This is a genomic window from Brevibacterium sp. OS20 (genome assembly GCF_056837565.1).
This window is the reverse complement of sequence record NZ_CM166367.1, coordinates 1937277-1960479: the sequence shown is the minus strand read 5'-3', so window position 1 is coordinate 1960479 and position 23203 is coordinate 1937277. Positions and strand designations below refer to the sequence as shown.

Annotated in this window: 23 protein-coding genes and 1 tRNA gene; 7 read left to right on the top strand and 17 right to left on the bottom strand. The window is 64.1% G+C overall.

Features of this window, described 5'->3' with window-relative positions; translation table 11 throughout:
- Window positions 1-45: 45 nt before the first annotated feature.
- From ACVZTU_RS08730 to ACVZTU_RS08695, 8 genes are all read right to left on the bottom strand, one after another.
- The gene (locus ACVZTU_RS08730) at window positions 46-795 is read right to left on the bottom strand and encodes an amino acid ABC transporter ATP-binding protein (RefSeq protein WP_482401725.1); all 750 of its coding nucleotides are present in this window, start codon (window positions 793-795) and stop codon (window positions 46-48) included.
- 127 nt (window positions 796-922) lie between these two features.
- Window positions 923-2614, bottom strand: a complete 1692-nt coding sequence (locus ACVZTU_RS08725) for an AMP-binding protein (protein WP_139467104.1) — start codon at window positions 2612-2614, stop codon at window positions 923-925.
- A 28-nt stretch (window positions 2615-2642) separates the two neighbouring features.
- Entirely contained in the window at window positions 2643-4376 is a 1734-nt protein-coding gene (locus ACVZTU_RS08720) for an ABC transporter permease (RefSeq protein WP_482401724.1), read from the bottom strand.
- Window positions 4377-4378: 2 nt separating this feature from the next.
- Complete coding sequence (gene modA / locus ACVZTU_RS08715; protein ID WP_420097574.1) at window positions 4379-5143, bottom strand: molybdate ABC transporter substrate-binding protein; 765 nt, start codon at window positions 5141-5143, stop codon at window positions 4379-4381.
- A gap of 96 nt (window positions 5144-5239) precedes the next feature.
- Window positions 5240-5641 carry a TOBE domain-containing protein gene (locus ACVZTU_RS08710; protein ID WP_259356743.1) on the bottom strand — a complete coding sequence of 134 codons (402 nt, stop codon included), beginning with the start codon at window positions 5639-5641 and terminating at the stop codon, window positions 5240-5242.
- Entirely contained in the window at window positions 5638-6069 is a 432-nt protein-coding gene (locus ACVZTU_RS08705) for a molybdenum cofactor biosynthesis protein MoaE (RefSeq protein WP_139467095.1), read from the bottom strand. Before ACVZTU_RS08705 ends, ACVZTU_RS08710 begins: the two co-directional genes overlap by 4 nt.
- A complete protein-coding gene (gene moaC, locus ACVZTU_RS08700) occupies window positions 6066-6536 on the bottom strand; it encodes a cyclic pyranopterin monophosphate synthase MoaC (protein WP_482401747.1) in 471 nt (156 codons plus the stop codon). The genes ACVZTU_RS08705 and moaC overlap by 4 nt, the downstream gene beginning before the upstream one ends.
- Complete coding sequence (locus tag ACVZTU_RS08695; protein WP_482401723.1) at window positions 6533-7753, bottom strand: molybdopterin molybdotransferase MoeA; 1221 nt, start codon at window positions 7751-7753, stop codon at window positions 6533-6535. The genes moaC and ACVZTU_RS08695 overlap by 4 nt, the downstream gene beginning before the upstream one ends.
- Window positions 7754-7794: 41 nt before the next feature.
- Between ACVZTU_RS08695 and moaA the strand changes: the two genes are divergently transcribed.
- Window positions 7795-8883: a GTP 3',8-cyclase MoaA gene (gene moaA / locus ACVZTU_RS08690; protein WP_139907981.1), complete on the top strand. Its 1089-nt coding sequence runs from the start codon at window positions 7795-7797 to the stop codon at window positions 8881-8883.
- Window positions 8884-9129, top strand: a complete 246-nt coding sequence (locus ACVZTU_RS08685) for a MoaD/ThiS family protein (RefSeq protein ID WP_139467091.1) — start codon at window positions 8884-8886, stop codon at window positions 9127-9129.
- 32 nt (window positions 9130-9161) lie between these two features.
- Here ACVZTU_RS08685 and ACVZTU_RS08680 read toward each other — a convergent pair whose 3' ends face one another.
- Both ACVZTU_RS08680 and ACVZTU_RS08675 read right to left on the bottom strand, forming a co-directional pair.
- Window positions 9162-10364, bottom strand: a complete 1203-nt coding sequence (locus tag ACVZTU_RS08680) for a ThiF family adenylyltransferase (RefSeq protein WP_139907980.1) — start codon at window positions 10362-10364, stop codon at window positions 9162-9164.
- 37 nt (window positions 10365-10401) lie between these two features.
- A complete protein-coding gene (locus ACVZTU_RS08675) occupies window positions 10402-11619 on the bottom strand; it encodes a molybdopterin molybdotransferase MoeA (RefSeq protein ID WP_139467088.1) in 1218 nt (405 codons plus the stop codon).
- A gap of 111 nt (window positions 11620-11730) precedes the next feature.
- Between ACVZTU_RS08675 and ACVZTU_RS08670 the strand changes: the two genes are divergently transcribed.
- Complete coding sequence (locus ACVZTU_RS08670; RefSeq protein WP_373284067.1) at window positions 11731-12588, top strand: CPBP family intramembrane glutamic endopeptidase; 858 nt, start codon at window positions 11731-11733, stop codon at window positions 12586-12588.
- Between the two features lie 221 nt (window positions 12589-12809).
- On the opposite strand, the gene ACVZTU_RS08665 is transcribed toward ACVZTU_RS08670, so the two are convergent.
- Complete coding sequence (locus ACVZTU_RS08665) at window positions 12810-14279, bottom strand: peptide MFS transporter (RefSeq protein WP_139467086.1); 1470 nt, start codon at window positions 14277-14279, stop codon at window positions 12810-12812.
- A gap of 147 nt (window positions 14280-14426) precedes the next feature.
- Window positions 14427-15737 carry an MFS transporter gene (locus ACVZTU_RS08660; protein ID WP_229663914.1) on the bottom strand — a complete coding sequence of 437 codons (1311 nt, stop codon included), beginning with the start codon at window positions 15735-15737 and terminating at the stop codon, window positions 14427-14429.
- 252 nt (window positions 15738-15989) lie between these two features.
- Between ACVZTU_RS08660 and ACVZTU_RS08655 the strand changes: the two genes are divergently transcribed.
- Both ACVZTU_RS08655 and ACVZTU_RS08650 read left to right on the top strand, forming a co-directional pair.
- Window positions 15990-16409, top strand: coding sequence for a phage holin family protein (locus tag ACVZTU_RS08655; protein ID WP_039210811.1), 420 nt, complete (start codon window positions 15990-15992; stop codon window positions 16407-16409).
- A 72-nt stretch (window positions 16410-16481) separates the two neighbouring features.
- Window positions 16482-16712, top strand: a complete 231-nt coding sequence (locus ACVZTU_RS08650; protein WP_139467084.1) for a hypothetical protein — start codon at window positions 16482-16484, stop codon at window positions 16710-16712.
- Window positions 16713-16806: 94 nt separating this feature from the next.
- Here the strand turns inward: ACVZTU_RS08650 and ACVZTU_RS08645 are convergent, their stop codons facing one another.
- Window positions 16807-17550 carry an alpha/beta fold hydrolase gene (locus tag ACVZTU_RS08645; RefSeq protein ID WP_229663913.1) on the bottom strand — a complete coding sequence of 248 codons (744 nt, stop codon included), beginning with the start codon at window positions 17548-17550 and terminating at the stop codon, window positions 16807-16809.
- A 133-nt stretch (window positions 17551-17683) separates the two neighbouring features.
- Window positions 17684-18589 carry a universal stress protein gene (locus ACVZTU_RS08640; RefSeq protein ID WP_139467079.1) on the bottom strand — a complete coding sequence of 302 codons (906 nt, stop codon included), beginning with the start codon at window positions 18587-18589 and terminating at the stop codon, window positions 17684-17686.
- A gap of 863 nt (window positions 18590-19452) precedes the next feature.
- Between ACVZTU_RS08640 and ACVZTU_RS08635 the strand changes: the two genes are divergently transcribed.
- Both ACVZTU_RS08635 and ACVZTU_RS08630 read left to right on the top strand, forming a co-directional pair.
- Complete coding sequence (locus tag ACVZTU_RS08635) at window positions 19453-19680, top strand: hypothetical protein (RefSeq protein WP_139467077.1); 228 nt, start codon at window positions 19453-19455, stop codon at window positions 19678-19680.
- Between the two features lie 186 nt (window positions 19681-19866).
- A tRNA-Ala gene (locus tag ACVZTU_RS08630) sits at window positions 19867-19939 on the top strand.
- 103 nt (window positions 19940-20042) lie between these two features.
- Here ACVZTU_RS08630 and ACVZTU_RS08625 read toward each other — a convergent pair.
- The 3 genes from ACVZTU_RS08625 to ACVZTU_RS08615 all read right to left on the bottom strand — a co-directional run bounded on the left by ACVZTU_RS08625 (window position 20043) and on the right by ACVZTU_RS08615 (window position 23194).
- Window positions 20043-20615, bottom strand: a complete 573-nt coding sequence (locus ACVZTU_RS08625; RefSeq protein WP_318278508.1) for a methylated-DNA--[protein]-cysteine S-methyltransferase — start codon at window positions 20613-20615, stop codon at window positions 20043-20045.
- A 63-nt stretch (window positions 20616-20678) separates the two neighbouring features.
- Window positions 20679-22076 carry a DNA-3-methyladenine glycosylase 2 family protein gene (locus ACVZTU_RS08620; RefSeq protein WP_482401722.1) on the bottom strand — a complete coding sequence of 466 codons (1398 nt, stop codon included), beginning with the start codon at window positions 22074-22076 and terminating at the stop codon, window positions 20679-20681.
- A 92-nt stretch (window positions 22077-22168) separates the two neighbouring features.
- Complete coding sequence (locus ACVZTU_RS08615) at window positions 22169-23194, bottom strand: arsenic resistance protein (RefSeq protein WP_172169308.1); 1026 nt, start codon at window positions 23192-23194, stop codon at window positions 22169-22171.
- Window positions 23195-23203 lie beyond the last annotated feature (9 nt).

Below are 23203 nucleotides of genomic sequence, written 5' to 3'. Positions count from 1 at the left end.
GGTCTCTCCTTGTGAGTGAGGTGGTGCTGATTGAAAGCGGTGGTGTCAGTTGGTGAGGATCTTCGACAGGAAGTCTTTGGCTCGGGCGCTCTGGGGGTTCGTGAAGAACTCCTCGGGTTCGGCGACTTCGACGATCTCCCCGTCGGCCATGAACACCACGCGATGGGCGGCTTTGCGGGCGAAGCCCATCTCGTGTGTGACCACGACCATGGTCATTCCCTCCTCGGCGAGTCCGACCATGACGTCGAGGACTTCGTTGATCATCTCCGGGTCCAACGCCGAGGTGGGCTCATCGAAGAGCATCACCTTCGGCTTCATCGCCAGAGACCGGGCGATCGCAACACGCTGCTGCTGACCACCGGAGAGCTGAGCCGGATACTTGTCGGCCTGGTGGGCGACGCCGACGCGTTCGAGCAGCGCCATCGCCTGCTTGTCCGCCTCGGCCTTCAGGATCTTGCGCACCTTGATCGGTCCCAGAGTGACGTTCTCGAGGATCGTCTTGTGGGCGAAGAGGTTGAAGGCCTGGAACACCATGCCGACGTCGGAGCGCAGCTGAGCCAGGGCCGCGCCTTCGGCGGGCAGTTCCCGGCCATCGATCGTGATGCTGCCGGAGGTGATGGTCTCCAGCCGATTGATCGTCCGGCACAGGGTCGACTTGCCCGAGCCGGAGGGTCCGATGACGACGACGACTTCGCGTTCGGCGATATCGAGATTGACGTTCTTCAATGCGTGGAAGTCGCCGTAGTGCTTCTCGACTTTACTCAAGGACACCAGTGGTGGTGATTCAGCTCTCATATGTTGTGATCCTAGTGAATATGGGCGCGCAGAAGAACGGCACGCCCGGGGCAGACAGAACTGCAACCGACTTGTGACCTCGAGCACTCCCCCGACTGCAGTTCCTGCCGGGACGCGATCGCAGCCCTCAGGCGTCGGCCGTGTGAGCGAGCTTCTCGCCTTCTCTGCGCAGCTCGATCTTGCGGATCTTGCCCGACACGGTCATCGGAAACGACTCACGGACTTCGACATAGCGAGGGATCTTGAAATGAGCGAGTTTGCCGGAGCAGAACTCACGGACCTCGTCGGCGGTGAGCGAGTCGAATCCGTCCTTGAGGATCACCCACGCCATAAGCTCTTCGCCGTACTTCTCATCGGAGACGCCGACGACCTGGACGTCGCGGATCGCGGGATGATGGTAGAGGAATTCCTCGACCTCGCGCGGATAGATGTTCTCGCCTCCGCGGATGACCATGTCCTTGATCCGTCCGGAGATGTCGACGTACCCATCGTCGTCCATGATGGCCAGGTCGCCGGTGTGGATCCAGCGAGCCGCATCGATGGTTTCGGCCGTCTTGTCCGGCTGATTCCAGTAGCCGAGCATGACAGCGTATCCGCGAGTGCAGAACTCGCCCTTCTGGCCGCGCGGAACGGTCTGTCCGGTGACGGGGTCGACGATCTTGATCTCCAGGTGGGGCATGACTCGGCCGACCGTCTCGGTGCGCTTCTCCAGTGAGTCATCCACTCGCGTCATCATCGACACCGGCGCGGTCTCCGTCATGCCGTAGCAGATGGCGACTTCGGACATGTTCATATCGTCGATGACTCGACGCATCGTATTGACCGGGCAGGGCGAACCGGCCATGACGCCGGTGCGCAGCGAGGAGAAGTCGAATTCCGCGAACTGCGGATGCTCGAGTTCCGCGATGAACATCGTCGGTACACCGTAGAGCGAGGTGGCCTGCTCTTCGGTGACCGCCCGCATCGTCGCCACCGGGTCGAAGGCGGGAGCCGGAAGCACGATCGCTGCGCCATGGCTGAGTGCGGCCAGGTTGCCGATGACCATGCCGAAGCAGTGGTAGTACGGCACGGGAACGACCACGGTGTCGGCGGGGGTGTACGAGAGCATCTCGCCGATGAAGAAGCCGTTGTTGAGGATGTTGTGGTGGCTGAGCGTCACGCCCTTGGGGAAGCCTGTCGTTCCGGACGTGTATTGGATGTTGATCGGATCATCGGCCGAGAGGTCGTCGATGAGCTGCTGCAGCCGCACCGCGTATTTCGCCCCTTCGTCGTCGAGCATCTCGCGACCCTGCTCGATGAGGTGGGCGAAGGATTCGCGCTCGCCCACCGTGACACCGCCGATGAGGTCCTCGGTGACAGTGTCGAGGAAGACGAGGTCGAGGCCGGGGATCTTGGCCGCCACCTCGGTGGCGATGGCATGGAAGTCCGAGTGCGGAGGTGCGACGATCTGCGAGATCATCAGGCTCATTCCGGACTGCTCGACGACGAACTCGAGTTCGTGGCTGCGGTAGGCGGGGTTGACGTTGACGAGGATCGCCCCGATCTTCGCCGTGGCGTACTGGACGAGCGCCCATTCGCCGACGTTCTGCGCCCAGATGCCGACGCGGTCGCCCTTCTTCACCCCACGTTCGAGAAGACCGATGGCCAGTGCGTCGGTATCACGATCGAAGTCGGAGTACGTCCACCTCCGGTTCGAATGCCGATCGACCAAGGCCAGCGCTTCGGGATTCTCGGCTGCGGTGCGTTTGATGTGCTCGGCGATGGTGATCCCGAGCAGCGGTTCCGTCGATGTTCCCGACGAGTAAGACAATTCGGACACTGCGGTGTGCTCCCTTGCATGCCAATTTTCACTGTGACTGATTGCACACTATTCCGTCACGGTCCCGCATGCAAAAGCTGAGGAGGAATTCAGCGGCCTCACCTGCGGATTCGGGGTCGACCTGCCCGATGGGAGCCGAGTGGGCGACGCTTCCGTTCTCGACCAGAACCAGTGAGTCGGCCAAGGCGGTGACATCGTCGACGTCATGAGTGACGAGCAGTGCGCTGCGACCCTTCAGCAGACGGACCAGCACTTGCCGGGTCTCGACTGCCACATCCACGTCGAGGGCAGCGAGAGGCTCGTCGAGCAGCAGCAGCTTCGGCTCGACGACGAGAGCACGAGCCAGGGCGATGCGGGCGGCCTGCCCGCCGGAGACGGCGTCCGGTCTGCGGTTCGCGCACTGCCCCACGCCGAGGCGGTCGAGCATCGCCTGCGCGCGTTCATTTGCGGCGCCGCGAGACGCGCCCAAAGCCCGCAGACCGAAGCTGACGTTCTCGATGACGTTGAGGTGCGGGAACAGGAGCGGGTTCTGCGCGAGATGGACGATGCCGCGATCGTGGACGGGTGGCCACAGGCCCGCGGCGATATCGAACACCGTGTCCTCCCCGATGCGGAGTCGTCCGGAGTCGGGCACGAGGGCTCCGGTGAGGACCTGGAACAGGGTGGATTTTCCGGCCCCGTTGCGACCGATGATCGCGGTGGTTCCCGGCCGCGAGGCACTGAGATCCAGTGCGATTCCACGGGCGCTGAGTCGGATTTCGGCACTGATGCCCTGCCCGGGGTCCGCGGATTGCGCGTCTGTGCTGTCCGCTCCCCCACGTTCGGATACATCCGTCGGGGAGCGCGGGTCCGCCTCGACGGGGGCGGCAGCCGGGACCGTGTCGGCGGGAGTGGGGGTCGGAGAACTGCGCGGGGACTTCAGGCGGGGAGCGTGCGGGGACCGGTAGGCGAGGATGATGATGAGCACGGCGATGGCGATGAGCAGGAGCGAGAGGCCGATGGCTGCCTGCGGGTCGGATTCGCGCACGAGATAGATCTGCAGCGGCATCGTCCTGGTGACGCCGGACAGCGACCCGGCGAAGGTCAGCGTCGCCCCGAACTCGCCGAGCGAGCGAGCGAAGCACAGCACGGCACCCGTGATGATCCCGTGTCGGAGCAGCGGCAGGGTGACGGTGAAGAAGACGCGATTGGGTTTCGCGCCGAGCTCGGCGGCGGTGAGCTCATAGCGGCGGCCGAGTCCCGCGGTGGCGGTCTCGACGGACATGACCATGAACGGCAGGGACACGAAGACCTGCGCCATGATCACCGCCGAGGTGGTGTAGGCGAGGCTGAGGCCCGCCGCCTCGAGTCCGCCGCCGAGGATGGCCGACCGGCCCCAGGTGTAGAGCAGTGCGAGTCCGCTGACCACCGGTGGCAGCACGAGGGGCAGCAGGATGAGGGTGCGGACGATGCGTTGGCCGGGGAACGTTCGGGTGGCGAGCAGGTACCCGAGGGGAAAGCCGATGAGGACGCTGATGAGAGCCGAGGTCACCGAGGTCAGCAGGGACAGCTTCATCGCCAGCCGCGATTCCTCGGCCGTGATCACGGCAAGCAGACCCTGCGGGTCGACTCGGGTGAGCATGCCGATGATCGGCAGGAGCAGGAAGACGATGCCGATGACGGCGGGCAGCCACAGCCAGCCCGGGATGAGCGGATCCGATCTGAGCCGCCTCTCTCGGCTGGGCGGGGACGCCGCCGGTCGGTTCGGGGAGGGCGCGGGCATTGTCAGCCTGCGGCGAAACCGGCGTCGCGCAGCAGCTTCTGGGCTGTGTCGGAGCCGAGGAACTTCACGAAGGCATCGGCTTGGTCCTGGTTCTCGCTGGCCTTGACGGTGGCGGCCGGGTACTTGTTGATGACCTTGTCTGCGCCGTCGAGATCGACCTGTTCGACCTTGCCGTCGCCACGGGCGATATCAGTGACGTAGACGATTCCCGCATCGGCCTGTCCGGCGCCCACCTTGCCGAGGACATCGGTGACCGAGTTCTCTTCGCTGACCGGATCGAGTTCGACGTCATTGGTCTCGGCCCACTTCTCCGTCGCGGCTCCGCAAGGCACCTGAGGCGCGCAGACGACGAGGTCATTGCCAGAGAAGTCCTTGGAGCTCTTGATCGCCTTCGGATTGCCGTCGGCCACGGCCAGGGTGAGCGTGTTCGAAGCGAACATCTCAGGCTCGCCGGCGAGCAGGTCGTCGTTCTCCAGCGTGTCCATGGTCTTCTCATCAGCGGTGGCGATGACGTCGGCGGGGGCGCCTTCGGAGATCTGGGAGACCAGGTCGGACGATCCGGCGAAGGAGAACTTCACCTCGGGTGCGTTCGGGTCGGCGGCCGTGAACTCATCGGCGATGTCTTCGAAGACTTCGGTGAGCGAAGCGGCGGCGAAGACGGTGATCTCTTCCGGTTGGTCCGCTTCGGCCCCCGTGTCGGGTCCGGAGGAGCAGGCGGTCAGGGTCAGGGCTGCGACGGTGCAGAGCCCCAGCAGGGTTTTCTTCATACCCCCCATTGAACCCGCAGATGCGGTTCCTTGTCGACTTCAGTTCCGATTATGAGACTCGGATAGTTCGTGCAGCACGGAAGAGTCGGCTGCCCCTCACGAACCCGGGACGGTGTCGATCGACACCATCGTCGCCTTCACCGAGGCGGTCGCGAGGCTTCCCGGTTCGAGCTCGAGTTCGCGACAGGCTTCGGCCGACATCAGCGATACCACGCGGAAGGGACCGCACTGCATGCTGACCTGGGCCATCACTCCGTCGATGTTGACGTCTGTGACGAGTCCGGCGAAGCGGTTGCGCGAGGAGCTCACGACGCCGCTGGGATCGGGCAGAGCCCCGGGCGATGATTGGGCGAGAGCGGCGAGCTCACTGCCTTCGACGACCGCCCGGTTCGACGCGTCTTTGTGTTGGGAGAGGCGACCATCGGCGACCCACCGGCGAACCGTGTCATCGCTGACTCCGAGGAAACGTGCCGCATCGCTGATACGCAGTCGTGTCATTCGAGGGCTCCTACCCATTCGTCCGTGCCATCGCTGAAGTGCTGGTGTTTCCAGATCGCGACCCGGGCCTTGACCTCGTCGATGAGCTCGGAGCAGGCGCGGAAGGAATCCTGCCGGTGAGCGGAGGCGACGACCGCGGCCAGGGCTACGTCGCCGATCTCGAGGTCACCGACGCGGTGGACGACGGAGAGCCTGACCGCGGGATGACGGGCAGCGACGTCTGCCGCCACCTCGGCGATCTGTGTTGAGGCCAGGGGGTGGTATTCATAGTGCAGTCGGCTCACTCCACGGCCTTCATCGTGGTCGCGGATGACACCGGAGAAGCTGACGGCGGCACCACAGGCGTCGGTGAGGACCTCGGGTTCGAGCTCCTGGGTCGAAATCGGGGTCTCGACGACTCCTGTGGTCACGACGGTTCCGGTGCTCATGACTCTCGTGTCCAATCGCCGCTCTTTCCTCCGGTCTTCTCGATGACCTTGATGTCGCCGATCACGGCTCGACTGTCGACGGCTTTGATCATGTCGAAGATCGTCAGCGCCGCCGTGGTCACAGCCGTCAGCGCTTCCATTTCGACGCCGGTCTTCGACACGGTCTTGACCGCGGCGGTGATGGCCAGTGCATCCTCGCGGAGTTCGAACTCCACATCGATTCCCGTCAGCGGCAACGGATGGCACAGCGGGATGAGGTCGCTGGTGCGCTTGGCGCCCATCACGGCCGCGATGCGGGCCACGGGCAGGGCATCACCCTTGGGCAGGCCCGCCTCGGCGATGAGGTCGATGACCTCGGACCGAGTGGTGATGAGGCCGGAGGCGACGGCCCGGCGCTTCGTGACGTCCTTGTCGCCGACATCGACCATCTGGGCTGTCCCCGATGCGTCGACGTGGCTGAGTTTCATGCGATCTTCCACGTCATCAGCCTATCTTCCACAGCTGAGAACGGATCGCCTGTGCCCGCCTCCTCGGGTGAGATGAAGACGAGATGGCTGGCTTCGGCATAGCTTTGCAGCAGGTGGGATCGGGAGTCACCGACGAACTCGAGGCCTGCCTCAGTCAGTCTGGCACGGCGGACCTGCAGCTTTCCGGCTGGAGGGGCTTCGTCGAATCCGTGGGCCAGTCGGTGGTGGGCGACTTCCCGGGGTGCTTCATGATCGGCCAGCCCGAGCAGGGCGGGGCGGATGAAGAGCTCGAAGCTGATGAGTGTGCTCACCGGGTTGCCGGGAAGTGCCACCCACGCGTGGTCGGCCAGACGTCCGCAGCCCTGCGGTCCCCCCGGCTGCATGGCGATCGGTTCGAAGGTCATCGAAGAGCCCGCATCGAGATCGGCAGCGAGTTTGACGACTTCGTGCGCTCCCTTCGAGATGCCGCCGGTCGAGATGACCAGCTGAGCGTCGCTGTCGCGGACTCGGTCGAGCAGCTGCTGCGGGTCGTCGGGGACGAACGCGACCTCGGTGTCGACACCGAGGCGGCGCAGCCCGGAGCTGAGCGTCACGGAATTCGCGTCGTTGATCCCGGCGGCCGCCTCGGCGGCGATCTCATCACCCGTGCTCACGACGAGGACACGCGGCAGGCCGAGCACGGGCAGTTCGTTCACTCCACACGCGGCGGCCACGCCGAGGTGAGCGGGCGTCAGCATGGTGCCCGCGCTCAACACGGTCTGACCGGCGCTCACGTCGGAGCCGCGGGGGCGGACGAATGCTCCCGGGCACGGTTCCGCATGAGCGTCGAGGGTGATGGATAGGGTGATGGATTCGGCACCGAAGCGTCCCGGCGAGGTGTCTTCGATCTTGACGACCATATCGGTTCCCTGCGGCAGCGGTGCCCCGGTCATGATCTCCACCGCGGTGCCCGGCTGGACTGTCTCACCACGGGACCCCGCTGCGACGCGACCGCATACGAGAATCGGGCGTTGCCGCATCTCCTCCACGGTGGCCGCGGCCAGGGCGTAGCCGTCCATGCTCGAGTTGTCGAAGCCGGGCACATCGATCGGCGATTCCACATCGGCGGTCAGTCGCCTCGGCGCTTCCAGCAGTGAACTCAGCGGCAGGCTCACCGGACCGGTCAGCGGCGTAATGATCTCGGATATGCGCTCACGATGCATCTTCGCAGTAGTCATGGGACGATGATATCGACACGCTGTTCAAGGAGGATGACGCAATGGAGAAGATCGGCCTGCCCATGCCGGTGCTGAGAACTCCGACGGTGGACCCGGGCGAGGAGTTCACCGCTCACAATGAGGACTCGCTGCTCGACACCTTCGATCGCCGCGCTCGCGACCTCCGCATCTCCCTCACCGACTTCTGCAATCTGCGCTGCACCTACTGCATGCCGGAAGAGGGCGTCGAGTTCATGTCTCGCGACTCCGCAATGTCCGGTGACGAGATCGTCCGCTTCGTCCGCATCGCCGTGGAGAAGTTCGGCGTCGACCAGGTCCGCTTCACCGGAGGCGAACCTCTCACCCGCAAGGACATCAACGAGATCATCGCCGGCGTCGCAGCACTGGAGCCGCGACCGAACATCGCACTGACGACGAACGCGATCGGCCTGGACAAACGCGCCGCGGGGCTGAAAGCGGCGGGACTGGATCGCATCAACGTCTCTCTCGACACGATCGATCCGGAGACCTTCGCGACCATGACCCGGCGCCCGTTCCTCAAACGTGTGCTCGAGGGCATCGACGGGGCGAAAGCCGCCGGTCTCAACCCTGTGAAGATCAACGCTGTGCTGCTGCCGGGGGTCAACGATGCACAGGCTCCTGATCTTCTGCAGTGGTGTCTCGAGCAGGATCTGAGCCTGCGGTTCATCGAACAGATGCCCCTGGATGCCGGACATTCCTGGGAGCGGACGTCGATGATCACCGCAGCCGACATCTTCGCCCTCCTCGAACCCCGATTCGTGCTCACCCCGGATTCGGCCCCGCGGAACGGGGCCCCGGCCGAGAAGTTCCTCGTCGCCGATCGACGCCGTCCCGATTCGATCCTCGGCACTGTCGGCATCATCGCTTCGGTCACGCGTCCCTTCTGCGCAGACTGCACTCGCACCCGCCTGACCGCGGAGGGACGTGTGCGCACCTGCCTGTTCTCCCGCACCGAGGTTGATCTGCTCACGGCGATGCGCGATGGTGCTTCCGACGAATCGATTGCGAACCTATGGAAGGGTGCGCACTGGAAGAAGCTCGCCGGTCATGGGATGGACACGGATTCGTTCGAGCAGCCACAACGACCCATGAGCGCCATCGGAGGATAAGTGCCCACCATCACCGTTCGGTTCTTCGCCGCAGCCCGGGAGGCCTTCGGCGCCCGCGAATCACAGATCCGTGCCGGGTCCGTCGATGAGCTCGTCACGTCCCTCGCCGAGGCGGCCGACCCCCAAGCCGCGACCGTGCTGTCGCGCTCGAGCTTCCTCGTCAATTCCGTGGCCGCCACCGATCGGTCCGTGAAACTGTCCGACGGTGACACCGTCGATGTCCTCCCGCCGTTCGCCGGCGGGTAGGACCTTGAACAGCGAGATCGGTTGAAGCCTCGTCAGCTCTGCTCTGGAGTCGGCTGTGACAGATAGGCGAGATATCCGCCGTTGACCGAGGTCACCGCGATGCCGTGAGAGCGCAGCTGCGCAGCGGTCTTCGCCGAGCGCACTCCCGACCGGCAGTAGAGGGCGATGCCGTGCGGCCGTGCTGGGGCGGCATCAGAGGAGGCGGGGGTGTCCGCTGTGTCGGGAGTCGGCAAGCGGCTGGGATCGGCGAGCAGCTCGTCCATCGGAATGTGAATGGCACTGGGGACCATCCCCGAGGCGACCTCATCGTCATCGCGGATGTCGACGAGGATGGAGTCGGCCTCGACGTCCGCCCAGGTCACGGTGGCCGGCCCCAGGAGGCTTTCCCCTGTGGTCGGGCCGGCTGTTCTCTCTGCGGTGTCGTCGGTCTTGAGTGAGTCGAACGTGTGCTGGGCGTAGTCGCCGCGGTGCTGCCCGAGGTCTGTCACCGGAGGCCTGCCCGGAATCGGTCGCACCGGGACCGTCTCCCAACTGGTGTCGAGGCTGCTGTGGATGGCCACGCTGTTGACGAGCGGTGTGCCGATTCCGGTGAGCACCTTGATGGCCTCCATCGCCATCGCGGATCCGATGCTTCCGCACAGGGGCCCGAGGACTCCGGCGACCGAACAGTCGGGCACACTGCCCGGAGCCGGAACCTCGGGGTAGAGGTCGCGCAGTGTGGCGCCGCGTTCGGCATCGAAGACGGCGACCTGACCGTCGAAACCGAGGATCGTCCCCCACACGAGTGGGATTCCGAGAATCTCACAGGCATCGTTGGCAAGGTAGCGGGTGGCGAAGTTGTCGCTGCCGTCGACGACGATGTCGACGCCTTCGAAGAGTTCGAGAGCGTTGTCCGGAGTGAGCAGCTGCGGAATCGTCCGGACCTCGATCGACGAATTGATCCCGTTCATCCGCTGCCGGGCGGAATCGATCTTACGAGTGCCGATGGCCGCCTCGGTGTGGATGACCTGGCGATGCAGATTGCTCAGCTCGACGACATCGGGATCGATCACGGTGATCGTGCCGATGCCGACGGCCGCGAGGTAGCTGAGTATCGGGGCGCCGAGTCCCCCGGCACCGATGACGAGAACATGCGAGTCGAGCAGTGCGGCCTGCGCGCTTTCACCGAATCCGGACAGTCGGATCTGCCGGGCGTAGCGGGTCCGGTCGGCAGGACTCAGGCGTGAAGTCGACATGACCCCATCCTAATCCGGAAGGGAGGGAGGGAAGGCGTCAGCACTCGAGGTAGTCGATGGCCGTGCCTGCGCACAGTTCTGCTGAACCATGCGGGGTATCGGTGCCGCGCGGGATTCTGATGATCACATCGGCCGCGGCGAAGTTCGGAAGCCTGGACCGGTCGGCAGGGAGGATCTCCCCTGATTCGGTGAAGGTGCCGGGACGGAAAGTGACGACGTTTCCGTGTGTTCGCAGATCGGGCCCCGCGAGAAGTCCCTTCCGCCATCTCCGTCGCAGGCTCTTCCCGGTCAGCAGCGAGCCGACAAAGAGGTGGAAGGCGACGAAGGCTCCCTGTGGAGTGCCGGGCAGATGGATGAGCGGCAGAGTGCCGCGGCGTCCGAAGCCCTGAGGCGATCCGGGTCGCATATCCAGTCGGCGGAACGTCGAATGGTCGGGTTCCAGGACCTGACGGACGACTTCGAAGGCACCGGCGCTGATACCTCCGGTTGTCACAACGAGGTCGGCCTCGGCGCTCATCGTCGTGAGCACACCGCGCAGCTCGTAGGCGTCGTCGCTGCACGTGGCTTCGATGGATTCGGCACCGAAGCCGCGGACTGCGGCGGCGAGCATCGGCAGGTTCGAATTGAAGATCGAGGAGGCGGCCGCCTCGGTGCGACTCTCACCTGTCTGGTCGGCACCCTGGATTTCGTCCCCGGTGACGATCAGACCGATGCGGGGTCTGCGGAGAACTTCGATCTCGGTGATGCCGAGCATCGCCAGCACGCCGACTCCGGCCGAGGTGATCCGCTCCCCGGCGGTCAGGACGATGTCGCCCCGGCACATGTCCTCACCGATCGAGCGGATGTTCCACCCGGGCGGGACAGCGGCGGGGAGGGAATCAATTCGGATGGCTTCGGGAGCCGGCCCGGTCTGTCGAGCGTCGGTCAGCTCGACAGGGACGACCGCCTCGGCGCCGGAGGGAACGGGAGCACCTGTCATCACGCGCACAGCGCATCCCGTCTGCAGCGTGACGGCGGAATGCCCGGCGGGGGTGTCGCCGACGACTCGAATGGCGTTCCCGTCGCGGGCGGAGTTCAGGGCAGCGCCGTCGAGGGCGAAACCATCCATCGCCGAGGCGGCGAAGTCGGGCACCGATCGCGGAGCTCTGATGTCCGAGGCCGTGGTGCGCCCGACGGCGCTGCGTACCGGCGTCGTCTCGGTGTGGAGATTCGGTGCCAATTCGGCGATGAGCTCGGAGTAGTCCTCTGGGTCCAATGATGTCCTTCCCTCGCTCCGATCCTACTTGTGAATCGGCGGAGCCAGACGCGATGATTCGGTGCGGCACTGGTCGAAGTTCCGGTGCGACTCGGACCGGGTTCGTCTACAGTGTGGAGCGTGGACACTGACCGAGCAGTAACCATCGAATCCTCACAGTTGAAACCGCTCAGCTGGGAGGCCGCTGCGGCTGCCTCGCTGGCGGTCTCGGCGGTTGTGCTCTTCGGCCTGGGAACGACGTTTCCGCAGGTCCGCGCCTTCGGATACGCACCGATGCTCGCGGCCCTGATCATCGCGTGGAGTGTCAATCGGAGTTTCGCCAGAGACCTCAGCATCATCGCCGCGTGTCTCGCTCTCATCTCGGCGATATCGGTCGAAGCCGATATCTCGTGGTCGAACATCGCACGCATGGGCGTTGTGCTCTCGGCCGTCGTCATCGGCCCTTGGCTCGTGACTCGTTATGTGTTCGAAGACAAGACGATCCAGTTTCCGCTGCGTCGCGGCCAACCCTGGTCGCGGCTGGAATGGGCATGGCTGGTCTTCGTCGTTGTGGTCGCCTGGGCAGTGCTGCCGCAGTACTTCATGCGCACCGGGGTCTACCTCAACTGGCCTCCGCTGACGAACTGGTCGGAGATCATCCGACTGTTCTTCGGGGTCAACGCCGTGGGCATCTGGGACGAGCTGTTCTTCATCTGCACGGTCTTCGCGCTCCTGCGCAAACACTTCTCGTTCTGGACCGCGAACATATTCACCACGATCATCTTCGTCTCGTTCCTCTGGGAGCTCGGCTACCGGTCGATCGGTCCGCTGCTGACGATCCCCTTCGCACTCGTGCAGGCCTTCATCTTCACTCGCACGAAATCGCTGCCGTATACGGTCACGGTGCATCTGCTCTTCGACGCGCTCGTGTTCCTCACGATCGTCCACGCCCACCATCCTGACGCGCTGCCCATCTTCATCGGCGTCTGACTGCTGCAGGCAGCCTCTCGATGCCCGGCATCTGTCACCCGAACTCGTATAATCTGCCGGTGGCACCGCACCCCTCACCCGTCCGGCCACACCCTCGTGCTGCAACGCTCTGAAGCGACACTGCGGGTGAGGGATGCCCGCCCGGAAACGACGAAGGCTCCCGTGAGGCGGTGACCCACAGGAGCCTTCGGACTGCGCTGGCTATGCGCGAAGCTACTGAATCAGCGGATTCCGCGCAGCAGCCCCAGCATCGGCTTCGTCAGCGTCAGCGCGAGCAGGCCGAGCACGACCGACGATCCTCCGACCGACAGCCAGTAGGGTGCCTGGTTGCCGGCGTCGAAGTACCCGCCGAGCACACCGGACAGTGCCGTACCGACACCCGAGGCAAGGAAGAACACGGCGATCATCTGCGACTGGAAGACCTTCGGAGCGACCTTCGTCGAGAACGACAGGCCCACCGGCGAGATGAGCAGCTCACCGAAGACGAATACGGCCAATGTGAGAGCCACCCACAGCAGCGGAGTCTCATTGGGGCCGGCCTCAGCGAAGGGCAGGAACATGAGGAACCCGATGCCGATGAGCACGAGTGACAGTCCGGCCTTGACCGGTGTCGAGATCTGCTTGGGTCCGAGCTTCATCCACATCGTCGCGAACAGCGGGGCGAAGACGATGACGAAGAACGCAGGGATCAGCTGGATCCAGTTGATCGGCATCTCCCATCCGAAGATCGACCGGTTGAGCTGAGTATCCGAGTAGACGGTCAGCACTCCGAAGATCTGCTGGTACATCGACCAGAACACGACAACCGTCAGGAAGAACGGGATGAAGGCGAGAACACGAGAGCGTTCGTCGGAGTTCGTCTGCGGCGAGGTGTACATGACGATGAAGTAGCAGGCGGCCGCTCCGGCAGAGATCCCGGCGATCCACCAATCGAGGTTTTCCGCGTTGACGATCTTCGTCATCCACAGAATGACGGCGAGGAGAATGACGACCACGACGGCCACGATGAAGAGGTAGAGCTTGTTCTTCGGCAGCGGATTGACTGCAACACGAGACTCCGGCGGCAGGCTCTTGCGACCGGTGAGGTAGATGATCAGGCCGAGTGCCATACCGACCGCGGCGGCCCCGAATCCATAGTGGAATCCGATGTTCTTCTGCAGGAGTCCGGTGAGCAGCGGGCCGAGGAGGGCACCGATATTCACGCCCATGTAGAAGATGGTGAAGCCGGCGTCACGACGCGGGTCCTTCTCTTCGTAGAGTTCACCGACCAGTGCCGAGGCGTTCGCCTTGAGACCGCCCGAGCCGAGCGCAACAAGGATGAGGCCGACTGCCACTCCCCCGAAGCCGGGGATGAACGCCAGGCAGATGTGACCGATCATGATGATGATCGCGGAGTAGAAGAGGACCTTCTCCGCTCCGGCGAGGCGGTCGGCGATCCAGGCGCCGAGGATCGTGGCGAGGAAGACGGCACCGCCGTACGCACCGACGATGCCCACTGCCGTACCCTGCTCCATCCCCATGCCGCCGTCGGTGACGCTGAAGTAGAGGTAAATCGCGAGGATGCCGTTCATCCCGTAGTAGGAGAATCGCTCCCACAGTTCCAGGCTGAACAGCTGCATGAGCGGCAGAGGGTGTCCAAAGAAGCGGGTATCGCTGCGGACGGCCTCGGTCGTCGAGGTGCTTGAAGACATTGTGTGCTTTCCGTAGTGGTGTGAGAGGCCACGATCCGTGGCGCATTTCACGATGGACCAGCGGACATCCTACTCCTCGGTTATGTCCCGGTCACACCTGGCAATGCCTGGGACACGCCGTCCCAAAACACGGAAAGTCGAAGTGATTCAGATCTCTTCCTCGGCTCCGTCGACGCGCTGCCGTGACGGCTTGTCAGAGCTCAGATCGCGGCGCCTCCCGACGAACAGATTGAGGACACCGGCACACAGGACGATCGCCGAGGCGGCCACCGGGACGGCCATCGCCACGGCCGTTCCCCGATCCTCGGCGAGGATTCCGTTGATCGCCGAGGACACCGATTGGCCGACGATGATCGCCGACCCCGCCATCGACATCACGGTCGCCGACCGTCCGAGCGGCGCACGTTCGGCGGCGAGGCTGAAGAGGGTGACGAGGCTCGGGCCGATTCCCGTGCCCATGAGCAGCAGAGCCATGACGATGATCGGCATCGATTCCGTCGACGCGAGGATGACCGATCCCGTGACCAGAATGGGCGCGAAGCACAGCAGTCGCGCCCACAGAGCGAACGCAGAGGGGAACAGCGCCACCGAGATCGCCAGCACCGCAGAGCCGATGCCCATCACTCCGTAGATGAGACCGGCCTCCTCCGGCCGGCCGATGTCGTTGGTCAGCGCGGTGAGAGCGGTGAGGGTGGAGCCGAACACCATTCCGACGCCGAAGACACCGAGGATGATGACGAAGACACCGGCGGTGAACATGTCCTTGGCGGGGGCACGCTCGCCGAGGCTGCTCGACGTTCCAGTCGAACGCGCCCGCCCGGTCGGGTGGAGTGCGAAGGCGGAGACGAAGACGAGCGTCATCACGATCGCCCCGATGATGGGCGCGACCGGGGTGAAGAAGGTCGCCAAGAGCCCGACGAGGAAGGGTCCGAAGACGAAGATGACCTCATCGGCTGCGGATTCATAGGCCATCGTGGCATTGAGCACCTTCGGCCGCCTCGACAAGGGCAGCACGGACATGACGATGTCGACGAGGCGAGACCGCGACATCGGCGCGACCTGAGGTGAGGTGGCACCGATCGCGAAGGCGGCGATGAACACGACGAAATCCGGCAGCGGGCTGAAGACGACCCACGCCATGAAGGTCAGCGCCAGGCAGTTGAGGATCCCGGCGATGAGCAGAACATAGCGCTGACCCCACCGGTCGGCGGCCGCCCCGATGAAGGAACCGAACAGAGCCGTGCCCAATCCGACCACAGCTGAGTTGATCCCGCCCAAGCTCAGCGATCCGCGGCCGGCCACAACGAGGGTGAGCACACCGACGACGATCATGGCGAAAGGCATGCGGGCGACGAAGGCGATCGGGAAATAGCTGCGTCCGACGGCCGAGAACAGAGTCGGTGAGGACTGCTGCGCGGTGGTGCGCCGAGCCGAGGCGGGCATGTCGCTGTCTGTCATATCAATCCAGTTTCTGCTCCCGCTCGTCCGGGAGGTCGTGCCGCCGTGGTGACCTGGATCAAATCACTCGGTAGGTGCACGCTGTTGGTCTGAGAAAGTCGAACCGAAGGGTTCACCTTCAGGCTACTGTGTTTGGCGATCCGATTCGAGTGCCAATGCACCAAGCGACGTTGAGTTTGATCACCATGGCACGGACCTCATTCCCATCCGCGACTCAGAAAGAACGCAGATCGGTCTGCGAGGATGACGGCTATGAACTTCTTGTCTCGCGTCATCGTCAACGCCTGTGCGATCTGGGTGGCGGCCTGGATCCTGCCGGGTGTGACGATCACAGGGAACCGGGTCGTCGAGGAGCAGGCCGGCGCCATTCCGGCGATGATCATCTCCTACCTCGTCATCGGCCTCATCTTCGGATTGGCGAATGCCTTCATCAAACCGATCCTCAGCTTCGTCTCGGCTCCGATCACGTGTCTGACCCTGGGACTGTTCTCCATCGTCATCAACGCGATCATGTTGGCGCTGACGAGTTGGCTCAGCGGGTTCACCCCGTTCGAGTTCACCATCGATTCGTTCTTCTTCTCCGCCATCTTCGCCGCGATCATCGTCTCGATCGTCTCGGCTCTGCTCGGTTGGCTGGTCCCGGAGCGAAGCGCCGAACACGACCGGAGATGAGCAAAGTCCTCTACGCGATGTAGACTGTTGCTGAGAGTCAGCTGACCACCAGAAACATCGCCGGAGGAGACCATGTCCGATATCGCCGCCCCGAAGAGAACCCGCAATTCAGCATCGTTCGCCGATGTCATCGTCTTCGTCTTCGCCTTCGCTCTGTTCGTGTTCGGACTCTACCTCTTCGGAGCCTCATTCTCCTCACCTGAGGGAACCGAGTTCTGGGTGTTCTGGGGTGGTCTGCTCGCGTCGTGCTTCGCATTCCTCGTGCCGATTCTCTACCGCTGGGCACGCGACTCCCGCCGCTGATCTCCAACACGGTTGAAGAGAAGGGCCGCTGCGCTGATGCGCAGCGGCCCTTCGTCGATTCACCGTATCTGCCTTCGGCCTGTCACGCGCCGAATCACCGGTCGATTCGCCGGTGGCAGAAATCCATGATCGCCGAGGCGGCCTCCTCCGACCGTTCATAGTGCACGAGGTGGCCCACCCCATCCAATTCCACGAATTCGACGTCGGGGAGCTTCTCCACGAATGCCCGGGTCGGGCCGATCGGGGCAATGGCGTCCTGATCGCCGGCGATGACGAGCGTGGGCATACTCAGGTGGTCGGCCACCTCGGTGACGGTGTGCGCGACGGACGTCGCGAAGGCCTCTGACAGGGACGCGCGGTCAGCGAACGACGAGAAGTGCCGCGAATGCTGATCATGGATGTACGAACGCAGGCCGGGGTCGCGAGTCGTGGCCATGGCCACGCTCATGGCCCGGACGATCACGGGGTTGCTCAGCAGGGAGCGACCGGCTCGCTCGGGCAGCCGCGCACCGAGGGCGTAATAGGCCCGGGTGACCGCGGTGAGGAATCGTGCGGGCCCTTCGAGGGCGGGGCTGGTGATCGGATTGATGAGCACGAGCTCGTCGACGACGTCCCGGTGGGAGGCCGCCAGGTGGCTGACCAGGATCGAACCGAAGGAGTGCCCCACCAGGATCGGTGTCACGCCCCGCTGCCTGCCCACCTCGGCGCGCAGAGCGAGGAGATGATCGACGAAGGCAGAGAGCGACGAACCCGAATCCAGCGGGGCAGTGAGACCGAACCCGGGCAGGTCGGGCACGACCACCTCGCGGTCGGTGATGCTGCCGGCGATGAGGTCCATTCCATGATGATCCCCACGGAAGCCATGCACCATCAGCAGCGGACGCCGACGCCGCTCACCCGGATGGATCCACGCGGCCGTGCTGTGGGAGCCCAGCCGGATGTCGGTCCGCTGTGATTGACGTATCCGCACCTCAGTCGGTTTCGGCGGTGTGCAGTCGACTCACGGCACGTCGGGGCACGACCACCACCGGAACGGGCAGGACACGCAGCAGACGGCGAGCCCTCGCACCGATTGCTACCTTGCCTCCGTGGCCCAAGCGGCTCGATCCGATGAAGGCGAGGTCGCCGGGCTGCCAGTCGATGGTCTCGGCGGCCTCTTCGATATCGGCTCCGGCCTTGGTTCTCACCGTCGCACGGCCAGAGGCTAGCATCTCCGAAGCGTCGTCCGCCAGCACCGCTCCCCCGTACTGTTCGGCGAATTCGGTGATCTCGGCGACCTCGTCGTCATAGAGTCCGTCGTTCTCGATCAAGGACAGCAGTCTGAGATCGACTCCGAGGCCGACAGCCGATTCGATGGCCGCTCCGATGAGTGACGAAGCACCTGGGCGAGCCCCGTAGAGTGCGGTCACCCGCGAGATCGGCCCGATGTCGGACCTGCCCGACGGGGCGAGCACGACGGGCACCGTCGACGAGTGCAGCAGCGACGAAGCGACCGTGCCGATGCGCAGTTGGCGCATCAGTGTGGTGGCCCGTGCACCGATGATGATGCCCAGTGCGCCTTCCTGCTCGGCGACCTCCATGAGGCCCTTGGATTCGTTCGAGGCGATGTGGATGCAGCCTCTGGCGCGGATGTCATCGGGGATGAGTGCCAGGGCTTCGTCCAGCCAATCGTCGATCTGCTGGGCCACGATCCCGGCCCCGTCCTTGGGCACGGCGCTGCCGGCGAGAATCGTCGATGATTCCGGACGGACGATGGTGACCACGAGTTCGACGTCGATGGAACGCGCGATCGAAATGGCCAGCGAGATCGCATCCCGGCCCCGATCCGTGGCGATGTATCCGACGACCAGACGTCTGGTGGTGGCGGTCTCTGACATCCTCAACTCCTCAAGCTGCGTGTCCGACTGATGCACGTCTCTTCCGATTCTACGTCGGCCCAAACAGCGCTTCGACCAACAGTTTTCACGAACCGTCTTTCTCGCCCGAACAGTCGAAGTGAAAATATTTGAGAAAATAATGAACAAAACTCCCACACGCAATGAAAGCTGTGCTAAATTCGACAGTGCAATTACGGATTCGCAGACACCAACCTGATTGCACCTTGACAATAGCGGACGTTGACGCCGTCCCCACGAGATCCACGACCATGAAAGGAGAGCAGTTACGATGATGAATTTTCTTGCAGGCCCTGACCTTCGAACGCCTTGGCATGAATACGCTGCCTGCCCGATTGGCGGACAAGGACTCGTCGGCTGACACAGCCGTCTCCCACGTCTTTTCCACCGGTTGGCTTCCGGCCACCGTTGTCCTCTGAGCCACCGGTTGCCTGATATCCGGCATTCTTCACGCCCGGCTTGTGTCCAGATCACTTTCGGCATCCCTGCTGTGCCTAGCACCGCCAGTTGCCGCACCTGATCCGGCCACTTCACGCCAACATCATTGAGTTCGGTCCGATCTGCTGCATTCGCGAGTGAGCGCCGTACCACCTGGCGCCTTCCGCTGTGCGGCCGACCAGTTCGGATTCATTGCCTATCGTATTCCGTTGCCATATCAGTGAATCTGTCATTGCAATGACCTATTCCCATATTGGCAATTAGCTGCCTTTGTCATATGCACCCTTGCGCAGGCGATTCATTGTCAATGTCACGACTTTTTCGGCAATTGTTTATCTGACCGTCATTCCGGGATATCTCCTGCCCATTTGCGGATATCCCCTGCCCGAAAACCACGAGGAATAATTGTGTCCACCACATTCCCATTCACCTATCCACGACGCTGGGCCCTGAGCACCGGAATGAAGCTCATCCGGTGGGCGCGCCGCCCAGCCCCGACACCCGAGTCTCGCCGCCTGAAGGTTGCCCGTCGTCAGCAGGCTCGCCTGCGCGAACACGCTCGCGAGCAGCGCGTACGTGAACTGCGCGAGCGGGATATCGTGCGCTACCTCAGCCAGGTCCGGCCGTTCATCTGATCCACCGCGGAGAATCCTCGGCGGATAGCTGACTCGCCGCGGCCCGAGTTCATCGGACTCGGGCCGCGGGGTCGGCCCCGATCAGTGCCTGAACACGGGGTTCCAGTATTCCCGCCCTTGTGGCGAGCGTCACTCTCCGCCGATTTGGTCTCTCACCCACACGTGGGTAATATTGATCAGGCAAGCGGGGGTATGGCGCAGTTGGTAGCGCGTCTCCATGGCATGGAGAAGGTCAGGGGTTCGAATCCCCTTACCTCCACCGCTGAAGGGCGGGGATCCAAACAAGGATCCCCGCCCTTCTTGCTACCTGACGGCGGCCCAGCAACCTGGCGCGAGGTTGCTGGGCCGCCGTCAGGTAGTAATTAGGGGCGGGTTTCCAGGGTGAGCAAGGTGCGTTTCTTTCCCTCTCCCCATGCGTAGCCGGTCAGGGATCCGTCCGCTCCGATGACTCGGTGGCAGGGCACGATGATGCTGATGGGGTTCTTTCCGTTGGCGGCCCCCACAGCACGCGCCGCACCGGGTCTTCCCAGCATCTCGGCCAGCTCACCGTAACCTGCTGTGCTGCCAAACGGAATCTGCGTCAGCGCCTGCCACACCGAGCGTTGGAATTCCGTTCCCTTCGCCGCCAAGGGCAGATCGAACTGTGTGCGCTGGCCTGAAAGGTACTCCCCCAGCTGTGCCTCGGCGCGGTGGAAGATCTCCAGGTCGTCTTCCGGAGTCGGTTCGACTCCGAACATTCTGTCGAGTCGAGCATCGATCGCCTCGGAGACCTCGAGATAGAGCCCGGTGAGGTGGGTCCCATCCGAGGTGAGCAGGAGAGGTCCCAGGTCCGTATCGAGGATCGTCGTATATACCGGTGCCGAGGCGGTCGGCAGCTCCATGGCAGCGGTGAACTTCCGTGCGGTGTCGGGTTGGGTCGTTGTCGGCGTGGTCATGTCTGCGTGTCCTTCGTGTCGGTGAGTCATGGGCAGAATCATTCCTTGCTCGGTCTCGGTCGGTCAGGCTGCTGGGCTGCGGGCGTGATGTGCCCACAGCAGGTGGGTCAGGTAGGAGCGCCAGGGACTGCAGTTCATTGCGACCTGTTTCCAATCGACAGGTGCCGCTGAACTCGCGTCGAGATCGGCGATGGTCTTCTTAACGCCGAGGTCTGAGTCCATGAAGACGTCGGGATCTCCGAGGGCGCGCATCCGGATATAGCCGTTGCTCCACGGACCGATTCCGGGCAGTGCCAGCAGATTCCGGCTCGCTTCCTCGCGGTCGCTGCCCGCGCCGAGGTCCACACTGCCCTCGGCCAACGCCTGCGACAGTGTCTGAATCGTCCTGATCCGACTCGAAGGCAACGCCCATTCGGATGCGGGGACAGCGGCGATCGCCTCGGCGGTGGGAAAGACCCTGTCGACTCCGCCGAAGCTCAGCTCCTCCGGCAGTGATTCTCCAACACCTGCGACGAGGCGTTCCAGATGGGTGCGGGCGGCGGCCAAGGAGATCTGCTGTCCGAGGACTGTCCGCAGAGCCAGTTCGACGGGGTCGCTGTGGCCCGGTGAACGAAGTCCTGGATGGTCGTCGACGAGGCGGCGCAGGCCCGCCGACCGCAGTGTATGGGCGATCGCCTCGGGGTCGGCATCGAGGTCGAGGAGGCGCCGGACTCGTGCGACGGCGCTGCCGAGGTCGCGGGTGTCGGCCAGGCGGAGACGGCAGTCAACGAAGTCCCCGTGCCCTTGCCGCACCGTGATCACGGCGGGACCGTGAGCCAGCCGCATCGACCGGGTGTAGGCGCCGTCCGAGACATTTTCGATCCCGGCAACGGCTCGTGCCTCGAAGTACCCCAGCAGATGCGCGAAGTCGAACGGCGGGCGATACGCCAATCGGAGTACGACTTCGTCGGTCACCGAATGTTCGGCACCGTCTCTGCGCAGCTGTCGTGGGCTGATCGAATACATCGTTCGGAAGGTGTCGTTGAACTGTCGGATACTGGAGAAGCCGGCGGCGAAGGCGATCTCGCTCATCGGCATCGAGGTGGCCTCGATGAGTGTCCTGGCAGTGCGTACCCTTTCGGTGCGAGCCAGCGCCAGAGGTCCGGCACCGAGCTCGGCGTGGATGAGGCGCCCGAGTTGGCGAGTGCTGTACCCGAGTTCGGCGGCGAGGGTTGCGACTCCTCCGCGGTCGACGGCACCGTCGCGGATGAGGCGCATGGCTCGGGCCACGACGTCTCCGCGGGTATCCCACTGCGGCGAATTCGGACTGGCATCCGGGCGGCACCGTCGGCAGGCCCGAAAACCGGCGTCTGCCGCGGCCGCGGCCGTGACGAAGAAGTCCACGTTCTCCCGCCGCGGAGTCCTCGCCGGACACGACGGACGGCAGAAGATCCCGGTGGTGCGCACCGCGGTGAAGAACATTCCATCGAAGCGTCGGTCACGGGAAGTGACTGCCTGATAACACTGATCGGAGGTGAACATAGTTCCATTGTCCGCCCCGAGGAGTACGATTACTAGCGGTTTTCGGCCACGGCAGTGGCCGGCACCAGACGAGGCAGGACGCGGACGAGGACGATCAGAACAAGAAGCTCGATGAGGGTCTGCGTCACGACCCCCGCTGGACCGATGCCCTCCCCGGTGATCGCACGAACGATCGGAAGCATGACCAGGGAATTGCGCGTGACGGCGGAGAGGATCACAGCACGTGATCGCCGCGGACCGACGTGCAGAGCCCGCGTGACGCCCCACCCGATCGTGGTCATCACGACAGCGAAGACTGCGAAGACGACGGCCACGGTCCCCAACTGTCCGGCGGAATGGGCGATCCTCGGGGTGACCGAGGCAGTGATGACGAGCAGCGTCAGCGTCATGACCGGATCCATCAGACGTGCGCTCGCGGCGAGGGGCCGGCCCAATCGTGGCGTCCGGCGGGCAAGTCGACGAACGACGACGGCGGCCGTAAGAGGAATGATGATGAACAGCACCAGCGCGCCGACGAGCGGACGAACAGGCAGATCGATGCTCAGCCGCCCTCCGGTGACCGCCCACAGCATCACGGGCAGCAACAGCAGCTGAGCGATCATGAGCATGGGAGTGAGCATCAGCAGGCGATCGGCGGCGCCTCCTGCAGCACGTGTGAACGCTATGACGTAGTCGATGCAGGGACACAGCAGCACGATGAGCACAGCCGGCAGCAGCGGATCAGCGATGTCGAAGACCGATATGAGACCGGCGACGACCAGCGGGACGATGAGGAAGTTCAAGGCCGCCGTCACAGCAAGAAGAGGCAGATCGCGAACCGCACGCAATCCCGTTTCGAAAGGGATGTCGAGGAACGTGAGGAAGAGCAGAGCGATGAGGCACGACGTCAGGGCGGTTTCGGCCAGAGCGGCGAATCCGGAGATTCCCGCACCGAGGATGACGCCGAGCACGGCACCGCCGAACCACCAGAGCGTCTGCGTCGAGGGGCGCCGAACGGCGTCCGAACTCGTCTGAGCCGATGGCTTGTCACGTCCGGACTCCGGGTGGGAAGGAGGCACAGCCGGTCG

What these genes read in the sequence shown, in the direction of transcription:
- ACVZTU_RS08730 (WP_482401725.1), bottom strand. Translation starts at nt 795, where the DNA reads ATGAGAGCTGAATCACCACCACTGGTGTCCTTGAGTAAAGTCGAGAAG.
- ACVZTU_RS08720 (WP_482401724.1), bottom strand. Translation starts at nt 4,376, where the DNA reads ATGCCCGCGCCCTCCCCGAACCGACCGGCGGCGTCCCCGCCCAGCCGA.
- modA (WP_420097574.1), bottom strand. Translation starts at nt 5,143, where the DNA reads ATGAAGAAAACCCTGCTGGGGCTCTGCACCGTCGCAGCCCTGACCCTG.
- ACVZTU_RS08710 (WP_259356743.1), bottom strand. Translation starts at nt 5,641, where the DNA reads ATGACACGACTGCGTATCAGCGATGCGGCACGTTTCCTCGGAGTCAGC.
- ACVZTU_RS08705 (WP_139467095.1), bottom strand. Translation starts at nt 6,069, where the DNA reads ATGAGCACCGGAACCGTCGTGACCACAGGAGTCGTCGAGACCCCGATT.
- moaC (WP_482401747.1), bottom strand. Translation starts at nt 6,536, where the DNA reads ATGAAACTCAGCCACGTCGACGCATCGGGGACAGCCCAGATGGTCGAT.
- ACVZTU_RS08695 (WP_482401723.1), bottom strand. Translation starts at nt 7,753, where the DNA reads ATGACTACTGCGAAGATGCATCGTGAGCGCATATCCGAGATCATTACG.
- moaA (WP_139907981.1), top strand. Translation starts at nt 7,795, where the DNA reads ATGGAGAAGATCGGCCTGCCCATGCCGGTGCTGAGAACTCCGACGGTG.
- ACVZTU_RS08680 (WP_139907980.1), bottom strand. Translation starts at nt 10,364, where the DNA reads ATGTCGACTTCACGCCTGAGTCCTGCCGACCGGACCCGCTACGCCCGG.
- ACVZTU_RS08665 (WP_139467086.1), bottom strand. Translation starts at nt 14,279, where the DNA reads ATGTCTTCAAGCACCTCGACGACCGAGGCCGTCCGCAGCGATACCCGC.
- ACVZTU_RS08660 (WP_229663914.1), bottom strand. Translation starts at nt 15,737, where the DNA reads ATGACAGACAGCGACATGCCCGCCTCGGCTCGGCGCACCACCGCGCAG.
- ACVZTU_RS08655 (WP_039210811.1), top strand. Translation starts at nt 15,990, where the DNA reads ATGAACTTCTTGTCTCGCGTCATCGTCAACGCCTGTGCGATCTGGGTG.
- ACVZTU_RS08650 (WP_139467084.1), top strand. Translation starts at nt 16,482, where the DNA reads ATGTCCGATATCGCCGCCCCGAAGAGAACCCGCAATTCAGCATCGTTC.
- ACVZTU_RS08645 (WP_229663913.1), bottom strand. Translation starts at nt 17,550, where the DNA reads ATGGACCTCATCGCCGGCAGCATCACCGACCGCGAGGTGGTCGTGCCC.
- ACVZTU_RS08640 (WP_139467079.1), bottom strand. Translation starts at nt 18,589, where the DNA reads ATGTCAGAGACCGCCACCACCAGACGTCTGGTCGTCGGATACATCGCC.
- ACVZTU_RS08625 (WP_318278508.1), bottom strand. Translation starts at nt 20,615, where the DNA reads ATGACCACGCCGACAACGACCCAACCCGACACCGCACGGAAGTTCACC.
- ACVZTU_RS08620 (WP_482401722.1), bottom strand. Translation starts at nt 22,076, where the DNA reads ATGTTCTTCACCGCGGTGCGCACCACCGGGATCTTCTGCCGTCCGTCG.